Genomic DNA, 12,426 nt, shown 5'->3' with positions numbered 1-12,426 from the left:
CCGCATTCTCCAAATACTTGATGGAAAGCCGGAAGAACCGGTCCCGGCGATAATGATAAATATTCAATGGGAGGACACGATGCCGACTTCGCGCAGAACGCTGTTGAAGAACACTGCCGCTGCCGCCGCCGCATTCAGCCTCGATTGGACACGCGCGCAGGCACAAGCCGAGACGGTGCGCATCGGCCTGATCTACGACTTGACCGGGCCCTTTGCTGCGGGCGGGTCGGTCGCCTCCTCGATCGGCGCGCAGATTGCCATCGACCTCGTCAACGAGAAGGGCGGCATCGGCGGCAAGTACAAGGTTTCCCCTATCGCGGCCGATTCCCAGAGCAAGCCCGACGTTGCGATCAATGAGGCCAATCGCCTGATCGACCAGGAGAAGATCGACATCATCAACGGCGTGTATGCGAGCTCGCACGCGGTCCCGCTCGCGGCCAAGGTCGAGCAGCAGAAAAAGATCCTCTGGATCACGACCGCGGTTTCGACCGCCGTGTTCAAGGACAAGAACCTGCAATACGTCTTCCGTGCGCAGATTCACTCCGACCAGTATGGCCAGGCGTTTGCGAGCTTCATCAGCGAGCACGCCAAGACCAAGCTCGGCATGGAGCCCAAGGACGTCAAGGTCGCGCTGATCCACGAGGACGGCCCCTATGGAGTCGGCGTTGCCGCCGCTGACGAGGCATATTCCAAGGAGGCCGGCCTTCAGGTCGTGCTCAGGGAAGGTTATTCAGCGTCCGCGCCTGACCTCTCGGTGCTTGTGACAAAGCTCAAGCGTGCCCGCCCAGACGTCATCTCGCACGCGGGATACAACCCAGATATCACCCTGTTCCTGCGCCAGGCGCGCGAGAACGGCCTCAAGTTCAAGATGCTGTTCGGCGCCGGCGCGGGCTATAGCCAGCTCGACAAGCTGCGGGCGACGTTCGCCGCTGATATCGACAATTTCTGCAATATCGATCCGGTGCCCGCGCAATTGCTCGATGCTTCAAAACTCGCGCCCGGGATCGGCGACCTGACCAAAATCATGGTCGCCCGCTACAAGGAGAAAACCGGCGCGACTGACGTGCCGCCGCACTGCTCGATGGGATTCAACCAGACCTGGGTCCTGCTCAACAACGTGCTGCCCGTGGCAAAAGAGAAACACGGTGGTTTCGATCCCGAAGCCATTCGCAAGGCGGCGCTCGACGTCGATATCCCGGCGGGCGGCACTATCCAGGGCTATGGCGTCAAATTCTATCGGCCCGGCACACCACTTTCAGGCCAGAACGAGCGCTCGACCCCGGTCGTGATGCAAAATGCAGGCGAACATATCTCCGTGGTCTGGCCGACCAACATAAGGACCCAGGACCCGGTATTCCCGCTGCCGAAATCCTCGGTGTATGCGGCGTAGGACGCGCTGCGCCTGGCTGGAGCTAGGACGGCGCTTTCTGTGGCCTCGTGGTTCTCCCAGCGAGCAGGCCTCGTCGGAGGCATGCAACTTTTCCGCCCTCCCTGCCAGGAGGAGCTGCGGCGTGAACCCATAGCTTCAGTGTGGTTGGCGGACGCCCGCTTTGGTGCGCGTTCCGGACTCAAGTCGGACATCACATGAAGCCCGAACGTGCCAGAGGCGGACAAAGGCCGCGAACAGCAACCGCGCCGAGGGCTTGGACACATTGCGCAAACAGCAAATAGTTTGTCAAAGCCGCCACGCTTGACACGGCGCCGCGTCCGAACATTCGATCTTATCGCAATTGTGAAGTGGGCCACACTGGTCGGCCTTTGACGCCTTATAATATCGCAGGTGGAGGCAGTTCAGGATTCAACGAGGGAGCGCGCTATGTCCAATGACCTCGATCCTAGATCACCGTTGTGCAAAGGAACCGTCGTTGCCTCTTTAGTCGCGGCGGTCACTTGCGCGTTGGCAAGCGATGCACTTGCAAGCCGATTACCGGCTGATCGATGTACTGGCGAGCAAGAATTATCGGCACGTGTTGCTGCGATCGTCGAGCATGTCCGTCTCGTCAATCCGGCGCTCGTGCGCGACCTGCCGCCGGAAAAGAAGATCGCACAATGGCGTAATTAGGGGTGCTGGAGGGCAACCCGCCATGGCCGCAGTCACGAGCGTAAGTGTTGACATCGCGACGCCGCGCCTGAGACTTCTTGTTCTTCAGCCGACGCCATTCTGCAACATCGATTGCTCGTACTGCTACCTCTCCAGCCGAACGTCGGCGGCGAGGATGAGCCTTGAGACGCTGGACTCCGCTTGCCGGCGGGTGTTCGAAAGCCCGCTGCTGGATCGGCAGTTGGAGGTGGCGTGGCATGGCGGTGAACCTCTTACCGTTCCACTTGCTTGGTACGAAAAAGCAATTGCGCTCTTAGCGGAGCGGTGCCCAGACGCTCTGAAACTGAAGCACCGTTTCCAGAGCAATGGAGTGCTCCTGAACGATGGTTGGGCGCGGTTCTTTGCCCGAACGGGAGCGACGATCGGGCTCAGTATCGACGGTCCGGCACACCTCCACGACGCCAGCCGGCGCACGCGCAGCGGGCATGGAACACATAAGGAGGTGATGCGTGCGGTGCGTCTGCTGCAGGATAACGGTCTCGCATTTCACGTGATCACGGTACTGACGGAGCGTGCGCTTGATGATCCCGACGGTCTCTTCGACTTCTATGTCCAGAACGGGATCAAGGAAGTTGGGTTCAACATAGAGGAGATCGAGGGGGTCCATTCGCAATCGTCGCTTGCGAGCGCCGATGTCGAGACGCGGTTCAGACGATTCATCAAACGCCTATTCGAACTCGTTTGCAACACGCCTGGGCTTCTTGCAGTGCGCGAGTTCGAAAGCACGATCGGGTTGCTGCTGTCGAGCGAGCCCGCGAAGGATGAGCAGAACCTCGCTTTTGCCATCGTCAGTGTGAGTCACGATGGCACGCTTTCGACGTTCTCACCGGAGCTCTTGGGGGCACATCATCGACGATTCGGAACGTTTGCATTGGGTCACGTCAAGGAGCACAGGCTCTCCGACCTTGAGCGCGCACCTCTGTTCCGGGTCATCAACAACGAAATTCGCCGAGGCGTGGAGGCATGCGAACGTAGCTGCCGCTACTTCCGCTGGTGCGGTGGTGGGGCGCCTGCGAACAAGCTGTTCGAGACCGGACGATTCGACGCCACCGAGACAATGCATTGTAGGCTAACGCGTCAAGTAGTGCTCGACGAAGTGATAGAGGGTATCCAAGCCCGTATGGGACGGCGGGAGCTACCACACGACCTCTGCATTACCGAAGCCCCTTGAACCGAGGTGAGTGCCATGACAAACCTCCCCGAAGTATCCAACATCATCGGCCAATACTGGAGCGCCTTGGTCGGATTCCTGATCGTGGCGGCTTATGCTCGGCAACGGTTTAACGAGCCTACTTTTCCAAACCGGGAGACGTTGCCGCAGACGGTCGCACCGCTTCGCTATCTCTTCCTACCGTCGGCCTATGAAAGGGCCCGTCGGATTTACATTATCGCGTCTCTGCTGCTGTACGGCCTGCTGCTGTTGCCGGGGCGGCAAGTCATCGAGATTTTCGGTATTGGTGCCCACCTTCCGCTTCAGGCGTGGCCATTGCTCGTTGCACTACTTCTCGTAGGTTTGCTTCCCGCGACGAGCGTCAAGTGGATTACCATGATCGAGGAACAGCTTCGGCGCTACGTCCACGAATGGTTTCTTGTTCCGGACGGCGTCAAGAAGACGATCGCAGTTCTCGAGGATGCGCCATACGAGCCTCCCGCAAATCAGTTGGAGGCCGTTCCGGATGCGCAACGAGAATGGCTCCAAGCTGATCTGAAGCTCGGAAGGGGCTCGCTACGCTATCGCTGGGCACGCGCCACGATGTTGATGGCTTCCTTGAATCAGATGGGCGCCGACACCGTGCACCCGCTTCGGAAAGCGGCCTTCCAGCCGTTCGAGGAGGATTTTGACGCGATCCAAGCTCGTCACAAGGCTTTAGCGCAAGATATCGCGAACCTCACCAAACCGGTCACCCCGGAAAAAGAGGAAGCCCTCAAACGATCGGTCAACATTCTGCTCCAACGAATTTACGCGTATATTGGCTGGGGAGTCCGACAACAGGCCAACAGTGAGCGCGCGATCGTCCACACTCTGGAAGCGCTTGGCTTCTCAATTTCGGTCGTCGAAGGCCGCCGGTTGCCTGACATTGTGGCTCCAGCGGCCCTTGCCGTCGCGGGGATAGTCATGGCTTTCTGGCTTGCCCACGATGCCATTCTCGATAGTCGATGCGATTCCCGCAGCATTCTTAGCGCATGGAGCTCCGCAACGGCTGCTGGCGCCATGTATGGGCTGGCCGCCTTTATCGCGCTTAAGCAGCGTGGGGCTCAGATCGAGGAGAGGGTTTGGCGGGAAGCGTCGCCAAAATGTCTTTTTAGGATCGCCATCAGGGCTGGTCTTGTTACATGGCTTGCAATCGTTATCTCGACACTGATTTGGCAATTCGGCGATGCCTTAAGATCACTCGCTGCAATTGTTCAGATGGACTGGACGGCTGCCCTTCCCCAAAAGGCGAACCAAACAGACACAAACATTAACGTTGCGGCATGGAGCTTTTTACCGGTCAAGATCTTGACCGCTTCGTTCTGGTTCTTTGCCGGCGCGGCGGCAAGCGCCATCCTGGCCAGCCGTATGACCGGCGACGTGCGCCGAACTCACAGGTCCGACCGGATGCGCGATGCCGTCTGGTTGGGAATCGGCTTGGGTCTAGCGGTGGCGTTGGCTCAGCTAATGCAGAGCGCACTTGCCGAACAACTGGGCGAATCACCTCTTAAGTTCGCCCCAATCGTCACCATCGCCTTAGTCGGGCTTGTGTGCGGGGCCGTCATCGGGATCATGGTGCCGTACGCGTGCAAAGGAAGCCTGGTGACACCTCCCGACCCGATTATGGCTCGGGAGCTTCGGAATTTGCTGCGCGAGGCGGAGACCACTCTTGGCACCAAGGCCGTTGCCGAGAGTTGGGTGTTCAGCCCACACAGCGGATTACCCGGGATCACCCCGGCCGAGGCGATCCAATACGAAGGATACGCGAATTTGGTGCGGACGCTTCTAAACAGCGACGCCTCGCGTGAGCGCGAAGGGAGTTGGTCCGACCGGAATGATAAGCCGACGCCCATCGCGATTGTGAAGAGTTAGCGCCGTCGCCGACATCCCCTGCGGCTAATCAATCGTTGAGCGCGCCGGATCTGACATCATTCCGATCCGGAGCCTCACAGCCTCACAGCATGACGCGACGGCCTTCTTCGGCGGCCCAATAGCCGGCATAGTTGACCTTGATGGTCTCAAAGGCGAGCGCGAGATCCGAGAGCGGCTGCCTTCCGGTCGCAACGCACTCCATGAAGTCCTGGATTTCCTGCGTATAGCCGCGCGTCCATTCCTCCTCGATACAGACATATTGCCAGCCGGTCTTCCGATCGACCTTCTCGGTGATGTAGACGCTTGCGAGCTTCTCCTCGCTGGTCTGATAGCTCATCATGTGCGTATTCGGCGTGATATTGGCGAACAGCGAGCCGCTACTGGTATAGGTTTCGATCAGGTTGCGCACGCCGCCGAGGATCATGTCGCCCGAAAAAACCGTGGCCTTGGTGCCATCGGAAAAGGTGGCCGTGAGCAAGCCCCAATCCTCGACATCGACGGGATTGGCCTTGAGCACGGCCCGTTCATCCGGACGCAGGCACGCCGTGACATTGCCGACGTCACACGTCACGCTCGCGACGCTGATCGCCTCGCCGCGCGCCTTCGCCTCGACCTGCTTGAGGTAGAGTACTGCTGAAAGCGGATGGCATCCCATCCGGATCAGCGAGCCGCCGCCGGTCATCGCCCATTGCGCGGCGTGCGCGGCATGCGAGCCAGAGTGACTCTCCTCCCCCTTCATGAACAGGATCTTGTCCTTCGTGGCCTTGAGAATCTCCACGGTTTTGGTCACCGCCGGCGCGTAGATCCAGTCCTCCGCATACATGAAGAGCCGGCCGGTCTTGTCGATCGCAGCACGGGTAGCTGCCATTTCTTCCAGCACCCGCTCGTACATCAATGCTTTGGGTACGTGTTTGCCGATCGGCAGCTCGTCGCCTTCGCGCCCGAAATAGCCCCCGAACGGCTTTTCGCAGATCACGTGCTTACCGGACTGCATCGCATCGACGATCATCGAGGCGTGCAAATTGGGCGGCGTGCAGATGTCGATGACATCGATATCTGCGTCGGCGATCAGGTCGCCGAAGCTGCGATACGCCGTCGCGATCTGGTGACGGCGGGCAAACTCGACGACATGATCGCCCCTGGCCGCAACGGCCCTGACTTCGACATCGACGCCGTAAACACGCTTGTAGGCATGCATGTGCAACTCGGACACGAAGCCGCAGCCAGCCAGACCGATCCTGATTTTCCCCATTGCGCAAGTGCCTTCCGGTTGTCGTGGCTCGAGGCTAAGGGCTGCTTCGGCCGACGCCCTTGCGGCGCATCAACGCGGCGAATAGCTCGGTCAGGCCGAATTTCCAGGGTTCGCAATCGCCGCTGTGGCGCATGCGATTGGTCAACCGGCCGAGCTTCGGCGTGGCGACCGTCACGAGATCGCCTTCCATATGGGTGAACCCCTGCCCCTTCGCGGCACGGTCCTGGACCGGGGCGAACATGGTCCCCAGGAACAACACGAAACCATCGGGGTATTGATGATTCTCGTTGATCGTCTGCCCGACAATATCGGCCGGATCCCGGCTGATCTGGGTCAGCGAGGATGCGCCGTGCAGCACGAAGCCTTCCGGCCCCTTCACTTCCAGCGAGATCTCCATCTTCCTGACGTCGTCGAGCGAGAAGCCCGCGTCGAAGAACCGCACGAACGGCCCGATGGCGCAGGACGCATTGTTGTCCTTGGCCTTGGACAAAAGCAGCGCCGATCGCCCCTCGAAGTCGCGCAAATTGACATCGTTGCCAAGCGTCGCGCCGACGATGCGGCCGTCGCTTGCCACCACCAGCACCACCTCGGGCTCCGGATTGTTCCAGGTCGATTTCGGATGCAGGCCCGCATCTACGCATGTGCCCACCGCCGACAGGACGGGAGCCTTGGTAAACACCTCGGCGTCCGGTCCGATGCCGACTTCGAGATACTGGCTCCAGGCATTCTGGGAAACCAGCACGTCCTTCACATGCTGCGCCTCCGCCGAGCCCGGCTTCAGCCGCGACAGGTCGGTGCCGACGATCCGCGTCACCTCGGCCCGGATGGCTTCCGCCGAATCCGGATTGCCGCGCGCCCGCTCCTCGATCACCCGCTCCAGCATCGACACGGCGAAGGTGACACCGGCGGCCTTGATCACCTGCAGATCGATCGGGGCGAGCAGCCATGGCCTGGTCGGATCGCGGGTGTCGGGCGGCGTGTTGTTCAATAGATCCTGCAGCGTCCCTACCCGTTCGCCATGCGCGGCGCGCAGCGACCGCGCCGGATCAGCGGCGGCGGCAAGCTGGCTGGCGGTGGGGAAATCCTCGGTGACGTCGAACACGCCGTCCTGTCGGATCGCGACTACCGACGGGCCGGCAAGATCGGGACGCCAGATCCGCCCCATCAGCGCGGCGCCGGCGAAATCGTCGGGTAGAATGAATGCGGCGTCTGTGGCGATCGGCATCGTTGGGAATCCTTGCGAGGTCACGTCTGTGCGGTCGGGGTAGCATCGTCCTTAGAAGGGAACCGCTCAATGGGTCAACACCTTCGGAAGACGCCCGCCTTCAGGATTGTGGCTACCACGACAAAAGCTCATCGCGCCGCAGCATGCAAAATCAGACAATCGGTCAAGTGCAGCCGATTTTGCACGCGCTGCAACCGGCCGTGTATGGCATGGCGATTGAGCAAGGAACTCAGAGGGCGGTCTGAGAATTGTGCGCGGGACGATCGCGCCAGAGAGCCGCCCGGACGGATGGCTGCACGAACTTGTTGGCCGGGCAGGCTTTCGCCCGCCGGCGGCATCAACGAAGGAGTTGCACGACCCCATGGTCGGGTGCCGGGCTCCGCTGATGGCTACGGGCCATCAGCGCGAGTTCGGAATCACGAGGATCAGCCTGGCGCCTGCTTCAAGTTGTCTTCAAGCCGCCTTGGCCTTGGCCACGTGGCTCGAGATTGCATCCATCAAGGGCGGTGACAGGCAATCATAGGGCTCGAGCCCAAGTTCCTTCAGCCGTCCCCTGATTCCATCCATCTCGTTTGGTTGAACGCCGGACTCCAGGACGGACGACACGAATGCGGCAAACCCCGGGGCTGCCGATCCACCTTCCTGGAACAGTTCGGGATGGATGAAGTCGAGGCCATAGAATGGATGCCCCGTGTTCTCGATCCGGCCGTACATGTGCGTACCGCAGGCCTTGCAGGCATACCGCTGGATCGTCGCCGACGCGTCGACAATCTGCAGCTTGTCGCCGTTCTCAGTCACCTTCACATTGTCGCGCGGAACGACGGCGACGACGGAGAAGGTCGCCCCTTCGGGCTTCCAGCATTTGGTGCAGCCGCAGGCGTGGTTGTGGGCCACATCGCCCTTGATGGCGACCTTGACCGGCGCATCCGTGCATTTGCAGACAAGGGTGCCGCCGGCGAAGCTGCCCGACCCTTTCTTTACGCCGCTATCGACCGATGGGTGGATATGAACAGTCATGGCCTATCCTCCTTGTGTTTGAAGTTCTGCAATTCAAAATACGACAACCGAGCGGATCGATTTTCCTTGGTGCATGAGATCGAATCCCTGGTTGATCTCCTCCAGCTTGAGGACGTGGGTGATCATCGGATCGATCTCAATCTTTCCGTTCATGTACCAGTCGACGATTTTCGGCACATCAGTGCGGCCACGCGCGCCGCCAAAGGCTGTTCCCTTCCAGACGCGACCGGTCACGAGCTGGAACGGTCGGGTAGCGATTTCCTTGCCCGACTCCGCGACCCCGATAACGACCGAGACGCCCCAGCCGCGATGGCACGCCTCGAGCGCCTGCCGCATCACGGTGGTGTTGCCGGTGCAGTCGAAGGTGTAGTCGGCACCGCCGTCGGTAAGCCCGACGAGATGCTGGACGATGTCGCTGACCTTGGTCGGATTGACGAAATGGGTCATGCCGAAACGGCGGCCCCAATCCTCCTTGGAATCGTTGATGTCAACGCCGACGATCTTGTCGGCGCCCACCATCTTCGCGCCCTGGATGACGTTGAGCCCGATGCCGCCGAGACCGAACACGACGACGTTGGCGCCCGGTGTCACCTTGGCGGTATTAACCACGGCGCCAACACCCGTCGTCACCCCGCAACCGATGTAACAACTCTTGTCGAAGGGCGCATCCTCGCGAATCTTTGCCACCGCGATTTCCGGCAGCACGGTAAAGTTCGAGAAGGTCGAGCAGCCCATGTAGTGGTAGATCGGCTTGCCCTGATAGCTGAAGCGCGAGGTACCGTCCGGCATCAGCCCCTTGCCCTGGGTCGCGCGGATGGCCGTACAAAGATTGGTCTTGCCGCTCAGGCAGCTCTTGCACTGGCGGCATTCCGGCGTGTAGAGCGGAATCACGTGATCGCCGGCCTTGACTGACGTCACGCCCGGCCCAACCTCGCGGACGATGCCTGCGCCCTCATGACCGAGGATCGACGGAAAGATGCCTTCGCTGTCAAAGCCATCGAGCGTGTAAGCGTCGGTGTGGCAGATACCAGTCGCCTTTATCTCGACGAGAACCTCACCGGCTTTTGGGCCGTCGAGATCAACCTCAACGATTTCAAGAGGCTTCTTGGCCTCGAACGCGACAGCAGCGCGGGTCTTCATTGTAGGCTCCACATTTTCTTTTCAAGCCGCTGCATCAGGATATCGAAACGCACACCGCGGATGTTCGGCATGTTCATTTGGTCCCCATGCAGGCTGCTTCCGCCTGAGTGTAGGCGTCGGGTTTATCTTCACGCTTGGGAGGTCGCACGCGGCCGACCGCGTCATGCGCGCGAGCGCGCAGATAGACGTAGAGGTCGTCCATGTAGCAAGCGACGTTCGGATTGTCGCCGAACGCCGGCATGACGCTCTCTTGCGCGGTATTGACGTTCTTGCGACCGCTGGCGACCACGCCGAGGAAATCGCCGTAGCTCATCGTTTTCAGCGAATCCTTCAATGCCGGCGCGTAGGTCGACCCCATCCCATCAGGGCCATGACAGACGTGGCATTCCGAGTGATAGCGACGGAAGCCGGAATAAGTGTACCAATCGACTGTCCCGTCGGCCGCGACGTTGAAGGTCGGGTTTCCTTCCTTGTCGAGATACTTGCCATCCTCCGACTTGACAGCCTTGGGATCGTCAGCAGCGTGGGCAACCAATCCCGGCGCCACAAGCACGAGAGTGGCGGTAATCAACCAGATAATACGCAAGAGCTCATCCTCGAGTTCGGTCTAGATCAACCGGCGCGTGGAACGAGCCACGCGCCGGACGAGGTGGTCCTGCTTTACTGCGGCAGCGCGAACACCGTGAGCGTGCCGCCGAGTGCGGTATAATTGCTCAGCGCGGCGTAGCCGCCGACTGCGCCGAGGCCTTCAGTTGGCTCGGTCAGGCCGGCTGCAAGGCCGATACCCGCCCAGCCGCCAACACCGGACAGCACGGCCACATACTGCCTGCCGCCCTGCTCATAGGTGTTGACGTTACCGATGATACCGGACGGAGTCTTGAACTTGTAGAGCTCCTTGCCCGTCTTGGCATCGACCGCCTTGAGGTAACCTTCGAGCGTTCCGTAGAACACCACGCCGCCGGCGGTAGCGAGCGCACCTGACCACACCGAGAACGGCTCCTTGTTCGACCACACGATCTTGCCGGTCTTGTTGTCCCAGGCGATGAAGTTGCCCATATGGCTTTCGCCTTGAGGCGGATACATCGAAAGCGTCGCCCCGACATAGGGCTGGCCTGCGGTGTAGCTCACCTTGAACGGCTCATAGTCCATGCAGACGTGGTTGGTCGGCACGTAGAACAGTTGCGTATCCGGCGAGTAGGCTGCCGGCTGCTGGTCCTTGGTGCCGAGCGCGGCCGGGCAGATACCCTTGGTGTTCTTGTCCTCACCGCCCTTTTCGGTTGAATACTGATCGACCACCTTCGGACGCCCGTAGGTCGGCGAACTCTTGTTCATGTCGACGCCGGTGGTCCAGTTGACCTTCGGGTCATACTTCTCGGCCACCAGCAATTCACCGGTGTCGCGGTCCATCGTATAGGCGAGCCCATTGCGGTCGAAATGGGTCAGAAGCTTGCGTTCCGTGCCGCCGATCTGCTGATCGCTGAGGATCATTTCGTTGACGCCGTCATAGTCCCATTCGTCGTGGGGCGTCATCTGGTAGACCCACTTGGCCATCCCGGTGTCGGCATTGCGCGCGAAGATCGTCATCGACCACTTGTTGTCGCCCGGACGCTGCTTTGGATTCCAGGTCGAGGGATTTCCCGAGCCGTAGTAAACGAGGTTCAGGCCGGGGTCATAGGACAGCCAGCCCCATGTGCAGCCGCCACCGATCTTCCATTGGTCGCCTTGCCAGGTCTTGATGCTCGAATCCTTGCCGATCGGCTTGCCGAGATCGGTGGTCTTCACGGGATCGACCAGGAGCTGTTCGTCCGGCCCTTCGGAAAAGGCTCGCCACACCTGCTTACCTGACTTGAGGTCGTAGGCGGTGACGTGACACTGAACGCCGAACTCGCCGCCGGAAATTCCAATCAGAACCTTGTCCTTGACGACCAGTGGCGAGGAGGTGCCCGTGGCGCCCTTGCCGGGATCGCCGTTCTTGACGCTCCACTCGACCTTGCCGGTCTTGGCATCGAGGGCAACCAGCGTGGTGTCGGCCTGATGCAGGAAGATTTTGCCATCGCCATAGGCCACGCCGCGGTTGACCGTGTCGCAGCACATTACCGGAATGACGTTCGGATCCTGCTTCGGCTCGTACTTCCAGACGATCTTGTTCTCCTGAGAAAGGTCAAGAGCGTAGACCTTGTTCGGGAACGGGGTATGGACGTACATCATGTTGCCGATGATGAGCGGCCCGCCTTCATGGCCGCGGAGCACGCCGGTCGAGAAGGTCCAGGCGACCTGGAGCTTGCCGACATTGGCTGCGGTGATCTGGTTAAGCTTCGAATAGCGTGTGTTGGCGTAGTCGCCGGCCGGCTGCACCCAGTCCTTTGGGTTCTGCGACATCTTGATCAGTTCGTCGTTGGCGTACGCAACGCCGGCGGCGAATGCCGCCACGGCGCCGAGACAGGCAGCGGATAGCACCTTGCGCATAATGGTTTCCTCCCAGATTTAAGAGTTTTGGGTTTCCGCCGAGACGGCCCATTTTCCATTCTTGGTCCCTATTCCTATCCCGTTCGGGAATAGGAAACTTGCCCAAGAGCGAACCGCGTTTGCTCAAAAGCGAAACACAACGAACTTTTTAATTTTGGGCG

At 60.3% G+C, this 12,426-nt stretch carries 10 protein-coding genes; 4 read left to right on the top strand and 6 right to left on the bottom strand.

The genetic code is table 11. The features are described 5' to 3' along the window. The first annotated feature begins 79 nt into the window (after positions 1-79). The 4 genes from IVB22_RS07185 (at position 80) to IVB22_RS07170 (ending at position 5,165) form a co-directional block, all read left to right on the top strand. Positions 80-1,390 (top strand): ABC transporter substrate-binding protein, encoded by a 1,311-nt coding sequence (locus IVB22_RS07185; protein ID WP_247516597.1) that lies wholly within the window; start codon positions 80-82, stop codon positions 1,388-1,390. A gap of 426 nt (positions 1,391-1,816) precedes the next feature. Next, a complete protein-coding gene (locus IVB22_RS07180) occupies positions 1,817-2,062 on the top strand; it encodes a hypothetical protein (protein WP_247516596.1) in 246 nt (81 codons plus the stop codon). Positions 2,063-2,084: 22 nt separating this feature from the next. After that, positions 2,085-3,272: a cyclophane-forming radical SAM/SPASM peptide maturase GrrM/OscB gene (grrM, locus tag IVB22_RS07175; protein ID WP_247516595.1), complete on the top strand. Its 1,188-nt coding sequence runs from the start codon at positions 2,085-2,087 to the stop codon at positions 3,270-3,272. A 15-nt stretch (positions 3,273-3,287) separates the two neighbouring features. Then, positions 3,288-5,165, top strand: a complete 1,878-nt coding sequence (locus IVB22_RS07170; protein WP_247516594.1) for a hypothetical protein — start codon at positions 3,288-3,290, stop codon at positions 5,163-5,165. 82 nt (positions 5,166-5,247) lie between these two features. Here IVB22_RS07170 and IVB22_RS07165 read toward each other — a convergent pair whose 3' ends face one another. The 6 genes from IVB22_RS07165 to xoxF5 form a co-directional block, all read right to left on the bottom strand. Beyond that, on the bottom strand, positions 5,248-6,417 hold the full coding sequence (locus IVB22_RS07165; protein ID WP_247516593.1) for a Gfo/Idh/MocA family protein: 1,170 nt from the start codon (positions 6,415-6,417) through the stop codon (positions 5,248-5,250). A gap of 34 nt (positions 6,418-6,451) precedes the next feature. Then, a complete protein-coding gene (locus IVB22_RS07160; protein WP_247516592.1) occupies positions 6,452-7,642 on the bottom strand; it encodes a fumarylacetoacetate hydrolase family protein in 1,191 nt (396 codons plus the stop codon). Positions 7,643-8,095: 453 nt separating this feature from the next. Then, positions 8,096-8,659, bottom strand: a complete 564-nt coding sequence (gene gfa, locus IVB22_RS07155; protein WP_247516591.1) for an S-(hydroxymethyl)glutathione synthase — start codon at positions 8,657-8,659, stop codon at positions 8,096-8,098. 33 nt (positions 8,660-8,692) lie between these two features. Continuing rightward, positions 8,693-9,799, bottom strand: a complete 1,107-nt coding sequence (locus tag IVB22_RS07150) for an S-(hydroxymethyl)glutathione dehydrogenase/class III alcohol dehydrogenase (RefSeq protein ID WP_247516590.1) — start codon at positions 9,797-9,799, stop codon at positions 8,693-8,695. Between the two features lie 73 nt (positions 9,800-9,872). Beyond that, entirely contained in the window at positions 9,873-10,352 is a 480-nt protein-coding gene (locus IVB22_RS07145; protein ID WP_247516967.1) for a c-type cytochrome, methanol metabolism-related, read from the bottom strand. 107 nt (positions 10,353-10,459) lie between these two features. Then, positions 10,460-12,265: a lanthanide-dependent methanol dehydrogenase XoxF5 gene (xoxF5, locus tag IVB22_RS07140; RefSeq protein ID WP_247516589.1), complete on the bottom strand. Its 1,806-nt coding sequence runs from the start codon at positions 12,263-12,265 to the stop codon at positions 10,460-10,462. Between the last annotated feature and the right edge of the window lie 161 nt (positions 12,266-12,426).

This window comes from Bradyrhizobium sp. 190 (assembly GCF_023073415.1).
Taxonomy (GTDB): domain Bacteria; phylum Pseudomonadota; class Alphaproteobacteria; order Rhizobiales; family Xanthobacteraceae; genus Bradyrhizobium.
This window is presented reverse-complemented; position numbering and strand designations above follow the sequence as displayed.